This is a genomic window from Promicromonospora sp. MS192 (genome assembly GCF_049532985.1).
GTDB lineage: Bacteria > Actinomycetota > Actinomycetes > Actinomycetales > Cellulomonadaceae > Promicromonospora.
On record NZ_CP186693.1, the window covers coordinates 3,696,052 to 3,713,736 of the forward strand.

The window sequence follows — 17,685 nt, forward strand, 5'->3', positions numbered from 1 at the left end:
CGCAAGTTTACGTGGACTCGGGCGACGGGGCGGCGCCCGTGTCGATGAGGTCCAGGTCCCGCGTGGCGAACGAATGGTGCTCCCACTCCTCGGACAGCACCACCCCGATGCACTTGCCGACGGTGAACGGCTCCGACTGGTCCATCCACGGCGGCGGCGCGGCCGGGCTGCCGGCCTCTTCGGGCGTGAGCGCGGCGAGGACGTCGCGGACCTCCTGCACCCGCTGCCGCCTCACCTCGAGCACCTCGTCGTACGACGGCGCAGCGGCAGGGTCGATCCCGATCGAACCCGCCCGCGACGAGAACTGCGAGTGCGGAACGCCGGCCGGCCAGAACACGTCGGCGTCCCGCCTGCCCTGCGCACCCCAGCGCAGCCAGCCGTCCGTGCAGCACACGAGGTGACGCAGGGTCTGCGCGAACGACCACTCGTCGTCGACCGACACGTCCACCGTGCCCGCCGGCATCGACGCGACCCGCTCGTACGTGGACTCCCACATCTGGGCATAGGCGTCCAGGGCCGCGCGGAGCCCGGCCACGGTGCGGTCCTGGAGCAGGGCACGCTCCGGATGGCGTCTGTTCAGCTCGGCCTCGACCAGCGGCGCCACCTCCACGCCGTTGACCCGCAGCCCGTAGATCGCCCCGTCGATGTCGGCGTCGACGAGCTCCACGCCGCGCATCCGGACGCCGTTGAGCACGGCCTCACGGAACTGGGCACCGCTCATGTCGACGTCACGGAAGTGGGCCCCGCGCAGGTCCTCGCCCTCGATGTGCCTCATGACACGGACGCTACGCCGGACCACTGACACACCGTGGCCCGGCAGCGACCGTCAGGGGAACGACTGGACCTGCTGGAGCAGCTCCGGCAGGCGCCTGTCGTACACGCGGGCCCCGAACCGCACCCCGAGAACGAGCATCAGCGCCCCGTAGAGCACGCCCAGCACCAGCGTGGCGACACCCCACACCGCGCCGCCCAGCACCAGCGCCGCGATCCCCACCGCGAGCACGGGGACGGACAGCCCCAGGGTGATCACGAACCCGAGACCCTGGGAGACCAGCGTGGCGACCGCAGCTCCCTGCGGGGACTTGAGCGGGCTCTCCCCCGGCTTGGCCACCGGGTACACGAGCCGCGCCGAGACCGCGCACGACACCGCGGTACTGACCAGCAGGAGCCCGAGGGCCAGCCCCAGCAGAGGCAGCAGAAGGTGCCAGGAGTCGGCCACCCAGACGGTGGCCACCACGGTGATCGCCGCGACCAGCGGGGCCACCAGCAGCATCGGGATGGCCCGGCCCCAGCGGTCCGCCTTGCCGTCCACGCCCGCGGCGACGTGCAGCGCGAACGCGGTGTAGTCGTAGCCGATGTCGTTCGAGATGCTGAAGCCGAGGATCCACGCCACGAACGGGCCGGTGGCCAGCAGCATGAAGTAGTTGCCGGTGCTCTGCGTGGTGAAGTAGATGATGACCGGCAGCAGCGGCACGACGGCGATGGACCCGGAGTAGCGCGGGTCGCGCAGCCAGTAGGTGGCGGTGCGCGCGGCGACGCCCCAGGTGGGCGAGAACCGCACCAGGCCGAACGCGCCCAGGCCCTTCGCCCGGCCGCCCCCGCCGTCTCCGACGGGCGGGCTGACCAGGGCCCGGCCCAGCGCCCGGTCCCAGACCAACCAGCCCAGGGCGATGGTGCCGAGCGCCACGGCGAGCCGACCGGCCAGGCCGAGCCAGTCGCCGTCGTGCGCCGTGCTCGCCAGCGACCACGCCGCGCCGAACGGCGTCCAGCCGACGACGCCGGCCGCCTGCTCGAACATCGGCCGGAGCTGGTCGCCGACGCTGCCGTCGACCGAGACCTCGAACCCGTTGGAGAGCGACGAGATGAGCGGGCCGATCATCACGACCAGCACCAGCGCGACGATCGTGACGACCTCGCGATAGCGCCGCGACTCCAGCACGGGTGCGAGCGCCGTCGTGATGGCCCGGGACCCGATGACGCACGTGGCCACCCCCAGCACCGCGCCGACGAGTGCGACCAGGAGCACGCCCGGTTCCAGCACCCAGGCGAAGGCGGTGCCCAGCGCGAGGAGCACCGTGGCGAACCCCGGCACCGAGATCAGCCCCGCGACGGCCAGGCCCGCCACGAGGGTGCGCCGCGGGATGGCGAAGGTGGTGAACCGGTGGGGGTCCAGGGTCGCGTCCACACCGAAGGCGAAGATCGGGATGATCCACCAGCCCAGCACCGTGAGCGCCCCGCCCAGCGTGATGGCCAGACCGGCCCAGGCCGGGTCCTCCAGGAAGGCCAGCCCGCCCACGAGCGCCAGCAGGGTGCCGACGACGCCCAGCGCGTACAGCGACGCGATGATCAGGCCGATCGTCTGCCACACGCTCTTGCGGAACGTGTTGCCCATGAGGGTCAGCTTGAGGGTCAGGAACCGCGCAACCACGAGAGTCCCTCCGAGTGCTGCCGGCCGCCGACGAGGTCCACGAACCGGTCCTCCAGGGTCTGCTCGCCGCGCACCTCGTCCACGGTGCCCGCGGCCAGCACGTGCCCGCCGGCCAGCACGGCGACGTGGTCGCACATGCGCTGCACCAGGTCCATGACGTGGCTGGAGACGATCACGGTGCCGCCGTTCGCCACGTAGCCCTTGAGGATGTCGCGGATGTTGGCGGCGCTGACCGGGTCGACCGCCTCAAACGGCTCGTCGAGCACCAGGGTGCGCGGGGCGTGGATCATCGCGCTGCCCAGGGCGATCTTCTTGGTCATGCCGGCCGAGTAGTCCACGACGAACGTGTCCGCGTCGCCGGCCAGGTCGAACGCCTGCAGCAGGTCGGCGGTGCGCTCGACGACCGTCTCCTTGTCCATCCCCCGCAGCATCCCGGCGTAGGTCAGGAGCTGACGGCCGGTCAGGCGGTCGAACAGGCGCACGCCGTCGGGCAGGATGCCGAGCGTGGCCTTGGCCTCGTCGGGGCGTGCCCACAGGTCCACGCCGTGCACCCAGGCCGAGCCGAAGTCCGGCCGCAGCAGGCCGGTCGCCATGGAGAGCATCGTGGTCTTGCCCGCGCCGTTGGGGCCGACCAGGCCGTAGAACGACCCCGCGGGCACGTCCAGGTCGACGCCGGAGACGGCGATCTTCTGGCCGAACCGCTTCCAGAGGCCGCGCACGCTGAGCGCCGCGGTCGGGTCGTGCGGGGGAGGTTCGGGAGCGCCCTGGGTCCCTGTGCTGCCCGGAGGTGCGGGGATCGTCATGGCACCCAACGTAGCGGGGACCTCGGACATCGTGGATCCGACGCGGGGATGAGTGCGGGCGAGAAACCAGGTCCACCTGTGGACGGAGTATCCGGCGGCCGCGGGCCGCCAACCACAAACCGGGCGATTCCGGCCGCCCGGGGTGTCAGCGTGCCGGAGTGTCGGTGGCTCGTGGCAGCCTGTCGCTCATGGACATCGCCGCAACGATTCTGCTGGCCCTCGGCGCCCTCCTCGTGGGCGCACTGCTGGGGTGGCTCGGTCATGCGCAGCGCATCGCGCCCGCCCAGCGCGAGGCCGACCTGGAGACCGCGCGCCTGCGTGCCCAGGCCGAGTCCGCCGCGGCGCAGATCGCCGCCGCGCACGAGCGGGCCGAGGAACAGGTCGCCGCAGCACGCGAGCGTGCCGCCGAGCAGATCGCCGCGGCGCGCACCGAGCAGGAGAACGCCCGGCGGCAGTTCCAGGCGCTCGCCGGGGATGCGCTGGACGCCAACAGCAAGCGCTTCCTGGAGCTCGCCGAGGAGCGGCTCAAGCGGTCGGCGTCGGCCGGCGAGCAGGCGCTCGCGCAGCGGGAGGCGGCCGTGAAGTCGCTGGTCGACCCGCTGACCAAGGCCGTGGAGCTCGTACGCACCGAGGTGCTCCAGGCGGAGAAGGCGCGGATCGAGGGGCAGGGCGCGCTCGTGGAGCAGATGCGCAACGTCGCCGAGGTGTCGGCGGACCTGCGCAACGGCACCGCCGACCTGGTCACGGCACTGCGCTCCTCGCAGACCCGCGGGGCGTGGGGCGAGCTCCAGCTCCGCAAGGTGGTCGAGTCCGCGGGCATGATCAACCGCGTCGACTTCACCGAGCAGGCCCAGGTGACCAGCGAGGACGGCACGCTCCGTCCGGACATGGTGATCAACCTCGCGGGCGGCAAGCGGGTGGTGGTCGACTCCAAGGTGGCCTTCCTCGGCTTCCTGGAGGCCCAGCAGTCGGACGACGCCGCCTACCGCGAGCAGCGGCTCGACGCCCACGTGCGGCACATGCGCAAGCACGTGGACGACCTGGCCGCCAAGAAGTACTGGAACCAGTTCGAGCCGGCGCCCGAGTTCGTCGTCATGTTCGTGCCCGCCGAGGCGTTCCTGTCGGCGTCGCTGGAGCGGTCGCCGGAGCTGCTGGAGTACGCGGCGCAGAAGAACGTCATCATCGCGACGCCCACCACGATGCTCGCGCTGCTGCGCACGGTCGCGTACGCCTGGCGGCAGGAGTCGCTCGCGGAGAACGCGCAGAAGGTGCTCAGCGTCGGCAAGGAGCTGTACGCGCGTCTGGTCACCATGACGGGCCACGTCACCCGGACCGGCCGCGCGCTGGAGACGGCGACGAAGAGCTACAACCAGATGATCGGCTCGCTGGAGCGCAACGTGCTCACCTCCGCGCGGCGCATGGTCGAGCTCGACGTGGTGGACGAGCGGGACAGCGTGGAGGAGCTCAAGGGGGTCGAGGAGGTGCCCCGTCCCATCACCAAGTCCGAGCTGCTGGCCGCGGACGAGGGCGGGATCGTCGCGATCGACCGCGCTCAGGAGGCGGACGGCATCCTGGTGCAGGAGCTGGAGGTCACGGAGCTCGCCGTGACCGACAAGCGCGCGCTGGAGGCGGTCGAGAAGGCGTCGACCGACACCGGCCCCGCCCCCGCCGTCGGCCAGGCTGGCTGACACGGCGACGGCCACGGCCACGGCCACGGCCAGAACCGTCGGTAGAACGTCAGGAGGTCGGCAACCCGGGTTGCCGACCTCCTGACGTTCTACCGGCCACGCGCGGCCCCCACAGACCAACCCGGTCCCGGGAGCGGCGGGCGGTCTCAGGCCAGCGGGAGCTCCGTGCGGGTCTCGCGGCGGGGCCGCTTGGGCTCCTCGCCCGCGGCCTTGAGGCCCGCGCGCAGCTCGCGCGGCAGCGAAAACATCAGGTCCTCGGTGGCCGTCCGCACCTCGTCCACGTGGCCGAAGCCGTGGTCGGCGAGGTGGGCGATGACGTCCTGCACGAGGATCTCGGGCACCGAGGCACCCGAGGTCACGCCGACCGTCGTGACGCCCTCCAGCCACTCGTCCTTGATCTCGGTCTTGCGGTCCACGCGGTAGGACGCCTTGGCGCCCGACTGGAGCGCGACCTCGACGAGCCGCACCGAGTTGGACGAGTTCGCGGAACCGACCACGATCACCAGGTCGCACTCGGGCGCCAGCTTCTTCACCGCGACCTGGCGGTTCTGCGTGGCATAGCAGATGTCGTCGCTGGGCGGGTCCTGCAGGGACGGGAACTTCTCGCGCAGCCGGCGCACGGTCTCCATGGTCTCGTCCACCGAGAGCGTGGTCTGCGAGATCCACACGACCTTCGCCGGGTCGCGCACCACGACCTGGTCCACCTCGTCGGGCGAGTTGACGACCTGCACGTGCTCGGGTGCCTCGCCGGCGGTGCCCTCGACCTCCTCGTGACCGGTGTGACCGATCAGCAGGATGTCGTAGTCGTCCTTGGCGAAGCGGACCGCTTCCTTGTGCACCTTGGTGACCAGGGGGCAGGTCGCGTCGATCGTCTCCAGGCTGCGGGCCTCGGCGGAGGCGCGGACCGCCGGCGAGACGCCGTGCGCGGAGAACACGAGCCGGGCACCCTCGGGCACCTCGTCGGTCTCGTTGACGAAGATGGCGCCGCGCTCGCGCAGCGTCTCCACCACATGCTTGTTGTGCACGATCTCCTTGCGGACGTACACCGGCGTGCCGTACGTCTCCAGGGCCTTCTCGACGGCGACGACCGCGCGGTCCACTCCGGCGCAATAACCACGCGGCGCAGCCAGCAGGACGCGCTTGGTCTGGGTCTCAGCAGGACGCTCAGGGCTCGTGACGCTCACGGTCGCCAGTCTAGGGGCGGTGTGCGGAGGGCTTGTGTCGGTGGTGGGTGGCAGGGTTGGACACGTGACGGAACCCACCCTGCGGCCCCAGCCCACCGAGCTCCCCGTGAAGGCACTCGACACCACGGCCACCAGCCCGTGGCCGGTCCGCGTGCTGTCGGAGAAGATCAGGGGCTACATCGACAAGATGCCGCCCGTCTGGGTCGAGGGCCAGGTGGTGCAGTTCAACCACCGTCCGGGCTCCGGCATGCAGTGGCTGACCCTCCGCGACACGGATGCGGACGCCTCCCTGCCGGTGACGATCTTCTCCCGTGTGCTCGGCATGCTGCCGCAGCCGCCCGCCGAGGGCGACCACGTCGTCGTGCACGCCAAGCCGGTGTTCTGGACCAAGCGCGGCACGCTGCAGATGCAGGCCAGCGAGATCAAGGCCGTCGGCGTCGGTGAGCTGCTCGCCCGGATCGAAGCGCTCAAGAAGGTCCTCGCGGCGGAGGGCCTGTTCGACCTCGACCGCAAGCGCCGCCTGCCGTTCCTGCCCGCCGTGGTGGGGCTGGTGTGCGGTCGCGAGTCGAAGGCGGAGCACGACGTCGTGGTGAACGCCCGGGCCCGCTGGCCGCAGGTGCGGTTCGAGATCCGCGAGGTCGCCGTGCAGGGCGTCAACGCGGTGCGCGAGGTGTCGGCCGCGATCGCGGAGCTCGACCAGGACCCGGCGGTGGACGTCATCGTCGTCGCCCGCGGCGGCGGCTCGGTCGAGGACCTGCTGCCGTTCAGCAACGAGTCGCTGGTGCGCGCCGTCGCGCAGGCCCGTACGCCGCTGGTCAGCGCGATCGGGCACGAGACGGACGCCCCGCTGCTCGACCTGGTCGCCGACTACCGCGCCTCGACCCCCACCGACGCCGCGAAGCGCATCGTGCCCGACGTCTCGGAGGAACGGCTCCGGCTCACCCAGGCCCGCAGCCGCATGCGCGGCGCGGTCACGGCGATGCTGGACCGGGAGCAGCACGGCCTCGACGGCGTCCGCTCCCGCCCTGTGCTGGCCGCACCGCAGACCATGCTGGAGTCGCGCGAGCGCGACGTGGTCCAGGCGCTCCGGCACAGCCGCCACGCGCTCAACTCCCTGCTGCTGCAGGCGAGCGGTGAGATCGGCCGGCTCGGCGCCCAGGTCAGGGCGCTCTCCCCCGCCTCCACGCTGGAGCGCGGCTACGCCGTCGTCCAGCGCTCGGACGGCCACGTGGTCCGGCGGCCGGACGACGTCGAGGTCGGCGCCGATCTGCACGTACGCCTGGCGGAGGGAGCACTGGACGCGAGGGTCACGGCCAAGCCCTAGGGCTGCGGGACGGCACCCGAAAGTCTTTCCGGATAACGGCCAGAACCTGACCGCTACCCGCGACACAGTAGGTGTCATGACCGAGAACACCGCCCTCGTCCCCTTCCGCATCGACGTGCCGCAGGCCGACCTCGACGACCTGCACGACCGGCTCGCGCGCACCCGCTGGCCGCTCCCCGTCCCCGGCCGCGAGGACCGGACGGACTTCAGCCGCGGCATCCCGCAGGCGTACCTGCGGGACCTCGCCGGGTACTGGCGCGACGGCTTCGACTGGCGTGCCCAGGAGGCGCGGCTCAACGAGTGGGAGCAGTACACGACCGTCGTCGACGGGCAGACGTTTCACGTGGTGCACGTGCGCTCGGCGAACCCGCAGGCCACGCCGCTGATCCTGAACCACGGCTGGCCGGGCTCGTTCGTCGAGTACCAGCGGCTGGTCCCGCTGCTGACCGACGCGTTCCACGTGGTCATCCCGTCGCTGCCCGGGTTCGGGTTCTCCACGCCGCTGTCCGGCACGGGCTGGGAGCTGGCGCGGACCACCGCGGCGTACGCCGAGATCATGACCCGGCTCGGGTACGAGCGGTTCGCCGCGCACGGCACCGACATCGGGGCCGGGACCGCCGGACGCCTCGCGGCGCTCTACCCGGACCGCGTGATCGGCACCCACACCGGCAGCGACGGCCGGGCACTGGCGATGGTCGGCGACAAGTTCCCCTACCCGGAGGGGCTGACCCAGGACGAGATCGCCCAGATCGAGGCGGTCCGCGCCACCGACCAGGCCGAGCGGGGCTACTTCGAGATGCAGAACCACCGGCCCGACACGATCGGGCCCGCGCTCACCGACTCCCCCGTCGCCCAGCTCTCCTGGATCGCCGAGAAGTTCCAGACCTGGACCAACGGCGCCCACGCCACCCCGGACGAGGCGGTGGACCGCGACCAGCTCCTGACCAACGTCAGCCTCTACTGGTTCACGCGCAGCGGGGCGTCGAGCGCGCAGTTCTACTACGAGTCCGAGCACTCGGGGCTCGGCTGGGTCGCGCCGTCGAACGTGCCCGCCGGCTGGGCCGTGTTCGACACGCACCCGCTCGTGCGCCGCGCGCTGGACCCGTGGAACGCGATGAGCCACTTCAGCGAGTTCACCGAGGGCGGCCACTTCCCGGCGATGGAGGAGCCGGCGCTCCTGGCGGCCGACATCCGCGGCTTCTTCGGCGGCCTGCCGTCCGCGTGAGCGTTCCGGTCAGGAGCGGCGGGCGACGAAGACCCACTCCAGGCCGGGACGGTCCGGGGCGTCCAGCACCTCCTCGACCACGAAGCCGGCGGCGGCCAGCGACTCCTCGATCTCGTCCCGCTCGCGGAACCGCAGGGTCGAGACCGAAGTGACCACGTCGCCGTCGGGCAGCAGGCCGGGCGGGAAGCGGTACGTGCCCTGGAAGGTGACCAGCGGGAGGTCCACCTCCAGGAGGTCGTTCCACGTCTCGACCTCGCCGACACCGGGGATGACCCGGCGGGCCGACCGGTGCTCGCGCGTCCAGCCGAGCCAGGCCTGCCGTTCCGGCACCCGCGTCTCGAACACGAGGACGCCGCCGGGCCGGAGTGCGGCGTGGATCGCGGTCAGGGCCCGAGCCCAGTCCTCGTCCCCCGTGAACACCTGCGCCACGTTCCCGGTCATGGTGGCGAGGTCGGCCGCGAGACCGAGGGCCCCGACGGTGTCGGCACCGCCCTCGACCCACCTGACCGCCTCGGCGCCCGGCTTGCCCCGGGCCACCTCCAGGGACGCCGCGGCCGGGTCGACGCCGGTCACCTCCAGCCCTCGCGCGGCGAGCAGCAGGGCCAGCACGCCGGTGCCGCAGCCGACGTCGAGCACCGTCCGCGCACCGAGCCGCTCGGCGAGGCCGACGTAGAGGTCGAGGTCGCCACGGTCGTCGTCGAACGCGTCGTAGAGCCGGGCGAGGCGGGGATCCACGAAGATCGGGTCGGGTGTGGTCATGACCACCATGTTCACCCGTCGCTGGACCGACCCCAAGACCATTTCGTCACGTACCGTCGTCGGGTCGGGCCGAGGAGCCGGGCTAAGGAGCGCACGATGACGAGTGATGTGGGCACGCTGGACGACGCAGCGGAGGCGTTCGGGGTTGCCCGGCGCCGCCTGTTCGGCATCGCGTACCGCATGCTCGGGTCGGCGGCCGAGGCCGAGGACGTGGTGCAGGAGACGTGGGTGCGGTGGCAGACGACCGACCGCTCCGTGGTGCGCAACCCGCAGGCCTTCCTGACGACGACGGCGACGCGGCTGGCCATCAACGTGCTGCAGAGCGCGCGGTCGCGCCGTGAGACGTACGTCGGGCCCTGGCTGCCGGAACCCGTGGACACGAGCCAGGACCCCACGCTCGGCGCCGAGCGCGCCGAGGCACTGGACGTCGCGCTGCTGGTGCTGCTGGAACGACTCACGCCCACGGAGCGTGCCGCCTACGTGCTGCGCGAGGCGTTCGACTACGGGTACCCGGAGATCGCCCGGATCGTGGACACGACCCCGGCCGCGGCACGTCAGCTCGTGAGCCGGGCGCGCAAGCACATCGCGTCCGAGCGCCGCAACACGGTGGACCCCACGGAGCGCCGCGCGCTGCTGGAGGCGTTCCTCGCCGCTGCGCGCGCCGGCGACGTGCAGGGCCTGGAGAGGCTGCTCGCCGAGGACGTCGTGACCCGCGCCGACAGCAACGGCCGGGCCGAGCACGTGGCCCGGGTGGCGGTCAGGGGCCGGAACAAGGTGGCCCGCCTGCTGGCCACGTTCGCGGAGGTCTTCTGGGCCGGCGTCACCACGCGCGCGATCGCGGTCAACGGCACGGAGGGCTTCGCCATGGAGCGCGACGGCGAGCTGGTCGGCGTCCTGGCCGTGACCGTGACCGACGAGGGCGTGCAGGACCTGATGTGGCAGATGAACCCCGACAAGACGGAGCCGCTCCGGCGGGCCTGGGCGGACCAGGCCGCGCCGGAGGACGGGGCGGGGCCGGCTACGCCTGAGCCGCCCGCCACTGCTCGTAGCTGACCTCGCCGAGCTGGGCCTCGCCCAGCGGCACGAGCTCCTTGTCCTCGAGCCGCGCGCCGAAGTAGGTGGCCTCGGGGTCGGTCCGGACCTCGCGCTCGTCGCCCTTGGCCGCCAGGTGCTTGCGCACGATCTCGTCGAAGCCGAACACCTCGGGGCCGGCGATCTCGATGGTGGCGTCCAGCGGCGTGCCGGCGGCGGTCCGGGCCACGAAGCGCGCGACGTCCGCCGACGCGATGGGCTGGAACCGTACGGGCGCGACATGGGTGACGCCGTCGACGGTGGCCTCGTCGGCGATCGCGTTCAGGAACTCGAAGAACTGCGTGGACCGGACGATCGACCAGCCGTTGCCCGAGTCCTTGACGAGGTTCTCCTGCAGCACCTTGGCACGCATGTACCCGGCGTCGATGCCGTCGGCACCCACGATCGACAGGATCACGTGGTGCTGCACCCCGGCCTTCGCCTCGGCCTCCAGCAGATTCGTCGTGGACGTCCGGAAGAAGCGGGTGACGTCCTCCTCGGCGAACGACGGCGAGTTGCTGAGATCGACCACCACCTGGGCGCCGTCCAGCACCTCGGCCAGGCCCTCGCCGGTCAGGGTGTCCACGCCGGTCTGCGGCGAGGCCGCCACCGCCTCGTGCCCGTGCTCGGTGAGGTTGCGGACGACCTGGCTCCCGACGAGGCCGGTACCGCCGATGACCACGATCTTCATGGTGTGCTCCTTCTGGGTTCCGCGCCGTGCGCGTGACGGGCCGACCGGCCCGTCACGCGTTCGACCGGGAGCACCCCGGATCTGTGACACCCCCGCACGGCACGTACCCCGCACGGCACGTACCCCGGACGGCCTACCGCTCCCGCTCGACCCGCCGCTCGTCCCAGACGGGTTCGGCGGTCTCGCGCACGACGCCGTCCGACCCGAAGACCAGGTACCGGTCGAAGGACCGCGCGAACCAGCGGTCGTGCGTCACGGCCAGCACCGTCCCCTCGAACGACTCCAGGCCCTCCTGCAGGGCCTCGGCCGACTCCAGGTCGAGGTTGTCGGTGGGCTCGTCGAGCAGCAGGGCAGTGGAGCCGGCGAGCTCCAGCAGCAGGATCTGGAAGCGTGCCTGCTGCCCGCCGGACAGCCGGTCGAAGGGCCGTTCGGCCGCGGCGCTGAGCTCGTAGCGCCGCAGGCGGGCCATCGCCTTGCCCTTGTCCTGCGCGTGCTCCTCCCACAGGATGTCGAGCAGCGTGCGGCCGAACAGCTCGGGGTGGGCGTGCGTCTGCGCGAAGTGGCCGGGCACCACCCGGGCGCCGAGCTTCCACGAGCCGGTGTGGGCGACGTCGCCGCCCGCGAGGAGACGCAGGAAGTGCGACTTGCCGGACCCGTTCGAACCCAGCACCGCCACCCGCTCGCCGTAGAAGACCTCCAGGTCGAACGGCTTCATGAGCCCGGTCAGCTCCAGCCCCTCGCAGGTCACGGCCCGCAGGCCCGTGCGCCCGCCGCGCAGGCGCATCGTGATGTCCTGCTCGCGGGGCGGCTCCGGCGGCGGGCCGGCCTCCTCGAACTTGCGCAGCCGGGTCTGGGCGGCCCGGTAGCGCGAGGCCATGTCGGGGCTGTTCGCCGCCTGCTGCCGCAGCGTGAGCACCAGCTTCTTGAGCTGGGCGTGCTTCTCGTCCCAGCGTCGGCGCAGCTCCTCGAACCGCGCGAACCGTTCGCGCCGTGCCTCGTGGAACGTGGCGAACCCGCCGCCGTGCACCCAGGCGTCCGCGCCTGCCGGCCCGGGCTCCAGCGACACGATCCGGTTCGCCGCCCGGGACAGCAGCTCGCGGTCGTGCGAGACGAACAGGACGGTCTTCTTGGTGGTCCGGAGCTGCTCCTCCAGCCAGCGCTTGCCGGGCACGTCCAGGTAGTTGTCCGGCTCGTCCAGCAGCAGCACCTCGTCGGTGCCGCGCAGCAGCGCCTCCAGCACGAGCCGCTTCTGCTCGCCGCCGGACATCGTGCGCACCTCGCGGAACTGCGCCCGGTCGTACGGGATGCCGAGCGCCGCCATGGTGCACACGTCCCACAGCGTCTCGGCCTCGTACCCGCGCACCTCGGCCCAGTCGGACAGCGCCTGCGCGTACGCCATCTGTGCAGCCTCGTCGTCGACCGTCAGCATGGCGTGCTCGGCCTCGTCGACGGCGCGTGCGGCCTGCTGCAGGCGCGCGTCGGACACGGAGACCAGCAGGTCGCGCACCGTCGTCTCGTCCCGCACCGACCCCACGAACTGCCGCATGACGCCGAGCCCGCCGCTGACCGTCACCGAGCCGCCGTGCGGCGTGAGCTCACCGGTGATCAGCCGCAACAGCGTCGTCTTGCCCGCGCCGTTGGGCCCGACCAGCGCCGTCGCGCTCCCCTCGCCCACGCGGAACGAGACGTCCCCCAGGAGGGTGCGGCCGTCCGGCAGGTGGTATTCGACGTGCGCTGCTTCGAGATGGCCCATGCGTCACATGGTCCGACGCCGCACCCGCCCGGGCCAAGCTGATTCCGCCACGCTGGTTCCACGGTGACGTCGAACCTGTGGACAACGGACCACGGATGTCGGCGACGTGCTGTTGACTGTCCCCGTGAGTACAGAAGCTGTGACCGGTACCGATCCGACGAAGGACGCCCCCGACGTCGCCACCCTCAGCTACGAGCAGGCACGCGACGAGCTCGTGCAGGTGGTCGGCCGCCTGGAGGCCGGCGGCGAGCCGCTGGAGGCGTCGCTCGCGCTCTGGGAGCGCGGCGAGGCCCTGGCCGCCCGCTGCCAGGAGTGGCTCGACGGCGCCCGTGAACGCCTGGCGGCCGCGCAGCAGGCCTCCGGCGGTTCGGCAGGTTCGGCCGGCTCCGCCGACTCCCCGGAGGAGGCCCGGTGAGCGCGCACGTCCTCGCCGTGGGCGAGGCCCTCGTGGACCAGGTGCGCCGTCCCGACGGCTCCACCGCCGACCACCCCGGCGGCAGCATCGCCAACGTCGCGCTCACGCTCGGGCGTCTGGGCCGCGAGGTGCGGCTGGCGACGTGGCTCGGCGCGGACGACCGGGGCGACCTGGTGCGCGGCTGGCTCGCCGAATCGGGCGTGCGCCTCGTCGAGGGCAGCGACGGCGCGGCCCGCACGAGCGTCGCGGTCGCCACCCTGGACGACGACGGCTCGGCCACCTACGACTTCGACCTCACCTGGCAGGTCCCCGCCGCGGCGCTGCCGGGCGGTCCCGGTGCCGGAGCCGACGGCGCGCTGGCCGTCCACACCGGGTCCATCGCGGCGATGCTCGAGCCGGGCGCGACCCAGGTGCGCGAGCTCCTGGAGGCCGCCCGGGCGACGGCGACCACCACGTACGACCCGAACGCCCGGCCCGCGATCATGGGCCAGGCCGACGAGGTCCGCCCGCGCGTGGAGGCGCTGGTGCGCCTGTCCGACGTGGTCAAGGTGAGCGACGAGGACCTCGCCTGGCTGTACCCGGGCTCCGACCCGGTGGCCGTCGCCCGCGAGTGGCAGGCCGGCACGCCCGCGCTCGTCGTGGTCACCCTGGGCGGCAAGGGCGCGGTCGCCGTGTCCGACACCGGCGAGGTCGAGGTCGTGGCTCCTCAGGTCGACGTGGTAGACACCGTGGGCGCGGGCGACTCGTTCATGGGCGCCCTGATCGACGGCCTGTGGGAGCACGACCTGCTGGGCGCCGGCCGGCGGGCCGCGCTCGGCGAGGTCGACGCCGCCACGGTGCGGCAGGTCCTGGAGGGCTGCGTCGCTGTCGCGGCCGTCACCGTGTCCCGGGCGGGTGCCAACCCGCCCCGTCGTGAGGAGGTCGGATCATGAGCTCGGTCCCGATGCCGGAGCGGCTCACGCCGCGTGACGCCTGGGCGCTGCTGCGTTCGGGCAACGACCGTTTCGTCGCGGACGCGCCCGCGCACCCGTCGCAGGGCGCCGACCGGCGCCGCGAGCTCCAGGCCGCGCAGCACCCGCACACCGTGATCTTCGGCTGCTCGGACTCCCGGGTGGCCGCCGAGATCATCTTCGACCAGGGCCTGGGCGACGTGTTCGTGGTCCGTACCGCGGGCCACGTCGTCGACACCACCGTGATCGGCTCGATCGAGTACGGCGTGGACGTGCTCGGTGCGTCGCTCGTCGTGGTGCTGGGGCACGACTCGTGCGGGGCGGTGGCCGCGGCGGCGCACACGCTCGCCACGGGCGAGCAGCCCGGCGGGTTCGTGCGTGCCGTGGTGGACCGGGTCATCCCGTCGATCGCCAGCATCACCTCGGGCGACCAGGCGGCGACCATGGCCCTCCTGTCCGACCAGGACCTGCTGCGCCGGGAGCACGTGAAGCACACCGTCGGGATGCTGCACGGGTACTCGGCCGGGCTCGCCCGGGCCGTCGAGGAGGGCCGGTGCGCGGTGGTCGGTCTGGAGTACGACCTCGCCGAGGGCAGCGCGCGCATGGTCGACGTGATCGGTGACATCGGCGAGGTGCCGCCGGCCGCGCAGGAGCCCCTCGCGGGGTGACAGGAGTCACGCCCTGCGGTGCGTCGCCCGAGCGAGGCTGCGGCACGATAGACCCATGACTGCTGACACCGTCGTCTCGCCGGGCTCCGCCGAGCCCGGCGACACCACGACCGCCTACCGCATCGAGCACGACACCATGGGCGAGGTTCGTGTCCCCGCGAACGCCCTGTACCGCGCGCAGACACAGCGTGCCGTCGAGAACTTCCCGATCTCCGGCACCCCGCTCGAGCGGGCCCACATCGAGGCCCTCGCGCGCGTGAAGAAGGCCGCGGCGACGGCGAACGCGGAGCTCGGCGTGCTCGACCAGGACATCGCGGACGCCATCGTCGCCGCCGCGGACGAGGTCGCCTCCGGCAAGTACGACGGGCACTTCCCGATCGACGTGTACCAGACGGGCTCCGGCACGTCGTCGAACATGAACACCAACGAGGTGCTCGCGACCCTCGCCACGAACGCGCTCGGCAAGGACGTGCACCCGAACGACCACGTCAACGCCTCGCAGTCGTCGAACGACGTGTTCCCCACGTCCGTGCACGTCGCGGCGACGTCGGGTGTCGTGAACGACCTGATCCCCGCGCTGAACCACCTGGCCGAGGCGCTCCAGGCCAAGTCCGACGAGTTCGCCACCGTCGTGAAGTCCGGCCGCACGCACCTCATGGACGCCACCCCGGTCACCCTCGGCCAGGAGTTCGGCGGGTACGCCGCCGCGATCCGCTACGGCGTCGAGCGCCTGCAGGCCGCACTGCCGCGTGCCGCCGAGGTGCCGCTGGGCGGCACCGCCGTGGGCACGGGCATCAACACCCCGGCGGGCTTCCCGCAGCGGGTCATCGCGCTGCTCGCGCAGGACACCGGGCTGCCGCTGACCGAGGCCCGCGACCACTTCGAGGCGCAGTCCGCGCGCGACGGGCTGGTCGAGCTCTCCGGCGCGCTGCGCACCATCGCGGTGTCCGTGACCAAGATCTGCAACGACCTGCGCTGGATGGGCTCCGGCCCCAACACCGGTCTGGGCGAGATCGCGCTGCCCGACCTGCAGCCGGGCTCCTCGATCATGCCGGGCAAGGTCAACCCGGTGATCCCCGAGGCCGTGCTCATGGTGTGCGCGCGCGTGATCGGCAACGACGCCACCGTCGCGTGGGCCGGCGCGAGCGGCTCGTTCGAGCTGAACGTGCAGATCCCGGTGATCGCGCAGGGCGTGCTGGAGTCGATCCGCCTGCTGTCGAACTCGTCGCGCGTGCTCGCGGACAAGACGATCGTCGGCATCACCGCGAACGTCGACCGCGCCCGCGCGCTGGCCGAGTCGTCGCCGTCGATCGTCACGCCGCTGAACCGCGCGATCGGCTACGAGGCCGCCGCCAAGGTGGCCAAGCACGCTGTCAAGGAGGGCATCACGGTGCGCCAGGCCGTGCTCGACCTCGGCTTCGTCGAGCGCGGCGAGGTCACCGAGGAGCAGCTCGACACGGCCCTCGACGTGCTGTCGATGACGCGGCCGCCGCAGGCCTGAGACGCCGCAGGCCCCGGACAGCAGAGAGCGCCTGTCCCGTCCCACCCGCTGATCGGGAGGAACGGGACAGGCGCTCTGCCATGCCGGGTCCAGCAGACCACCGCCGCCCGAGCACCCCGCGCGAACGCAGGCTTCGTCGCTCGATGAGCGGGTCTTGGCACGACGAAACCTACGTTCGGCACCCTGCCGGGTGGGCCGGCGTGAGGTCCGGGCCGGCGTAAGGTCCGGTCAGACCGCCGGCGTCTCGACCGGCGCGGCAGCCTCGGCCGGGGCGGCGCCCTCGGCGTCGTCCTTCTGGGCCTGCAGGATCACAGCAGCGGCGACCGCGGCACCGACGGTGGCGACGGCCGCGACCGAGGCGGCGATGGCGACCTGCGTGGCGACCGTGGCGACGCCCCACTCGCTGCCGGCGATCTCCTCGGCGCGCTCCTGGGCGGCCTTGCGCTGCTCCTTGCCGACCAGGCCGGCGATCAGGCCGGAGCCGTGCAGCAGGGAGATCAGGGTGGCGGTGCGCTCGTCGGGCTCGGCGCCCTCGACGAGCACCTTGGTGAGGTTCGCGCGCAGCGCGGTCTCGTGGCTCGAGTCGGCGGCCGGCCAGCGGGTCACGGGGAGCATGCGGAAGAGCTTGGACTCCTCCTTCTCCAGGATGCCGCGCTCGACGAGCGCCGCCAGGAGGTTCTCCTCGGCGTCCTTGGAGATCGCCTCGACGACCTTGCGCGCCGGGGCGTCCGGCGTGGCGAGCACGGCCTGCAGCGCGGCGTCGAGGGCGATGTGGCCCGCGGGGCTGTTGTCGGTGACGATGATCGTCGCGTCACCGGCCTTCTCGCGCTCCTCCTTGGTGGCACCGGCCTCCGGAGCACCCCGCAGCAGGGTCTTGCGCGCGTCGGAGAGGTCGGCCAGGAGTGCACCGGCGAGGCGAACACCCAGGTTGTCGACGTTGGCGGTCTTGCCCGTCTCGTCGTCGACGGCGAGCAGCAGGAAGTCTTCGGCTATCAGCATGCCCCGATGCTATATCCGACAAGGGCGACACACCCCGAATTGAGACGATCGCCGGGCTCACCGCCTCTTTGGTTAGCCTTACCTAAGTCTGCTACTCTCGGTCGTGCACGCATCGAGAGGCGTACTGCGGGACTGCGGGGCTGGGGGGTTCCGTCCGGCGGCGCGCCTCTCGCGTGTCAGAAGTTCCGTACGTGTCAGAGGCTCAGGCCACCGGAGGTGGCCTGAG

Annotated in this window: 16 protein-coding genes; 8 read left to right on the forward strand and 8 right to left on the reverse strand. The window is 72.4% G+C overall.

The features are described from left to right. Window positions 1–7: 7 nt before the first annotated feature. Genes ACO229_RS16630 through ACO229_RS16640 form a run of 3 tightly spaced genes read right to left on the reverse strand, consistent with a single transcriptional unit; the run spans window position 8 to window position 3,231 of the window. The gene (locus tag ACO229_RS16630) at window positions 8–775 is read right to left on the reverse strand and encodes a DinB family protein (protein WP_423462178.1); all 768 of its coding nucleotides are present in this window, start codon (window positions 773–775) and stop codon (window positions 8–10) included. Window positions 776–826: 51 nt separating this feature from the next. Beyond that, the gene (locus tag ACO229_RS16635) at window positions 827–2,428 is read right to left on the reverse strand and encodes a hypothetical protein (protein WP_423462179.1); all 1,602 of its coding nucleotides are present in this window, start codon (window positions 2,426–2,428) and stop codon (window positions 827–829) included. Then, a complete protein-coding gene (locus ACO229_RS16640) occupies window positions 2,410–3,231 on the reverse strand; it encodes an ABC transporter ATP-binding protein (protein WP_397413967.1) in 822 nt (273 codons plus the stop codon). The genes ACO229_RS16635 and ACO229_RS16640 overlap by 19 nt, the downstream gene beginning before the upstream one ends. Before the next feature lie 188 nt (window positions 3,232–3,419). On the opposite strand from ACO229_RS16640, the gene ACO229_RS16645 reads away from it, so the two are divergent. Then, window positions 3,420–4,919, forward strand: coding sequence for a DNA recombination protein RmuC (locus ACO229_RS16645; protein ID WP_423462180.1), 1,500 nt, complete (start codon window positions 3,420–3,422; stop codon window positions 4,917–4,919). Window positions 4,920–5,065: 146 nt separating this feature from the next. On the opposite strand, the gene ACO229_RS16650 is transcribed toward ACO229_RS16645, so the two are convergent. Further along, window positions 5,066–6,103, reverse strand: a complete 1,038-nt coding sequence (locus tag ACO229_RS16650; protein ID WP_423462181.1) for a 4-hydroxy-3-methylbut-2-enyl diphosphate reductase — start codon at window positions 6,101–6,103, stop codon at window positions 5,066–5,068. 64 nt (window positions 6,104–6,167) lie between these two features. Here ACO229_RS16650 and xseA point away from each other — a divergent pair, with 64 nt between their 5' ends. Together xseA and ACO229_RS16660 are read left to right on the forward strand one after the other, a co-directional pair. Continuing rightward, window positions 6,168–7,427, forward strand: a complete 1,260-nt coding sequence (gene xseA / locus ACO229_RS16655; RefSeq protein WP_397413974.1) for an exodeoxyribonuclease VII large subunit — start codon at window positions 6,168–6,170, stop codon at window positions 7,425–7,427. 76 nt (window positions 7,428–7,503) lie between these two features. Then, window positions 7,504–8,652 (forward strand): epoxide hydrolase family protein, encoded by a 1,149-nt coding sequence (locus ACO229_RS16660; RefSeq protein WP_423462182.1) that lies wholly within the window; start codon window positions 7,504–7,506, stop codon window positions 8,650–8,652. A gap of 9 nt (window positions 8,653–8,661) precedes the next feature. On the opposite strand, the gene ACO229_RS16665 is transcribed toward ACO229_RS16660, so the two are convergent. After that, on the reverse strand, window positions 8,662–9,411 hold the full coding sequence (locus ACO229_RS16665) for a class I SAM-dependent methyltransferase (RefSeq protein ID WP_423462183.1): 750 nt from the start codon (window positions 9,409–9,411) through the stop codon (window positions 8,662–8,664). Between the two features lie 96 nt (window positions 9,412–9,507). On the opposite strand from ACO229_RS16665, the gene ACO229_RS16670 reads away from it, so the two are divergent. After that, complete coding sequence (locus tag ACO229_RS16670) at window positions 9,508–10,464, forward strand: RNA polymerase sigma-70 factor (RefSeq protein ID WP_423462184.1); 957 nt, start codon at window positions 9,508–9,510, stop codon at window positions 10,462–10,464. On the opposite strand, the gene ACO229_RS16675 is transcribed toward ACO229_RS16670, so the two are convergent. Continuing rightward, window positions 10,430–11,173 (reverse strand): SDR family oxidoreductase, encoded by a 744-nt coding sequence (locus ACO229_RS16675; RefSeq protein ID WP_423462185.1) that lies wholly within the window; start codon window positions 11,171–11,173, stop codon window positions 10,430–10,432. The two genes, ACO229_RS16670 and ACO229_RS16675, sit on opposite strands and share 35 nt — an antisense overlap. Window positions 11,174–11,306: 133 nt before the next feature. Further along, window positions 11,307–12,926, reverse strand: coding sequence for an ABC-F family ATP-binding cassette domain-containing protein (locus tag ACO229_RS16680; RefSeq protein ID WP_397413985.1), 1,620 nt, complete (start codon window positions 12,924–12,926; stop codon window positions 11,307–11,309). Between the two features lie 124 nt (window positions 12,927–13,050). Between ACO229_RS16680 and ACO229_RS16685 the strand changes: the two genes are divergently transcribed. The 4 genes from ACO229_RS16685 to ACO229_RS16700 are packed head-to-tail and all read left to right on the forward strand — an operon-like array spanning window position 13,051 to window position 16,460. Next, on the forward strand, window positions 13,051–13,341 hold the full coding sequence (locus ACO229_RS16685; protein ID WP_397413987.1) for an exodeoxyribonuclease VII small subunit: 291 nt from the start codon (window positions 13,051–13,053) through the stop codon (window positions 13,339–13,341). Then, window positions 13,338–14,273 carry a carbohydrate kinase family protein gene (locus ACO229_RS16690; RefSeq protein ID WP_423462186.1) on the forward strand — a complete coding sequence of 312 codons (936 nt, stop codon included), beginning with the start codon at window positions 13,338–13,340 and terminating at the stop codon, window positions 14,271–14,273. The genes ACO229_RS16685 and ACO229_RS16690 overlap by 4 nt, the downstream gene beginning before the upstream one ends. Beyond that, window positions 14,270–14,959: a carbonic anhydrase gene (locus ACO229_RS16695; protein WP_397413993.1), complete on the forward strand. Its 690-nt coding sequence runs from the start codon at window positions 14,270–14,272 to the stop codon at window positions 14,957–14,959. The genes ACO229_RS16690 and ACO229_RS16695 overlap by 4 nt, the downstream gene beginning before the upstream one ends. A gap of 55 nt (window positions 14,960–15,014) precedes the next feature. Then, window positions 15,015–16,460 carry a class II fumarate hydratase gene (locus ACO229_RS16700; RefSeq protein WP_423462187.1) on the forward strand — a complete coding sequence of 482 codons (1,446 nt, stop codon included), beginning with the start codon at window positions 15,015–15,017 and terminating at the stop codon, window positions 16,458–16,460. Between the two features lie 228 nt (window positions 16,461–16,688). On the opposite strand, the gene ACO229_RS16705 is transcribed toward ACO229_RS16700, so the two are convergent. Further along, complete coding sequence (locus ACO229_RS16705; protein WP_423462188.1) at window positions 16,689–17,459, reverse strand: GOLPH3/VPS74 family protein; 771 nt, start codon at window positions 17,457–17,459, stop codon at window positions 16,689–16,691. Window positions 17,460–17,685: the final 226 nt, after the last annotated feature.

Coding starts and splice junctions, on each gene's coding strand:
- ACO229_RS16645 (WP_423462180.1), top strand. CDS start 3,420: ATGGACATCGCCGCAACGATTCTGCTGGCCCTCGGCGCCCTCCTCGTG.
- ACO229_RS16680 (WP_397413985.1), bottom strand. CDS start 12,926: ATGGGCCATCTCGAAGCAGCGCACGTCGAATACCACCTGCCGGACGGC.
- ACO229_RS16640 (WP_397413967.1), bottom strand. CDS start 3,231: ATGACGATCCCCGCACCTCCGGGCAGCACAGGGACCCAGGGCGCTCCC.
- ACO229_RS16695 (WP_397413993.1), top strand. CDS start 14,270: ATGAGCTCGGTCCCGATGCCGGAGCGGCTCACGCCGCGTGACGCCTGG.
- ACO229_RS16665 (WP_423462183.1), bottom strand. CDS start 9,411: ATGACCACACCCGACCCGATCTTCGTGGATCCCCGCCTCGCCCGGCTC.
- ACO229_RS16660 (WP_423462182.1), top strand. CDS start 7,504: ATGACCGAGAACACCGCCCTCGTCCCCTTCCGCATCGACGTGCCGCAG.
- ACO229_RS16630 (WP_423462178.1), bottom strand. CDS start 775: ATGAGGCACATCGAGGGCGAGGACCTGCGCGGGGCCCACTTCCGTGAC.
- ACO229_RS16675 (WP_423462185.1), bottom strand. CDS start 11,173: ATGAAGATCGTGGTCATCGGCGGTACCGGCCTCGTCGGGAGCCAGGTC.
- ACO229_RS16705 (WP_423462188.1), bottom strand. CDS start 17,459: ATGCTGATAGCCGAAGACTTCCTGCTGCTCGCCGTCGACGACGAGACG.
- ACO229_RS16700 (WP_423462187.1), top strand. CDS start 15,015: ATGACTGCTGACACCGTCGTCTCGCCGGGCTCCGCCGAGCCCGGCGAC.
- ACO229_RS16670 (WP_423462184.1), top strand. CDS start 9,508: ATGACGAGTGATGTGGGCACGCTGGACGACGCAGCGGAGGCGTTCGGG.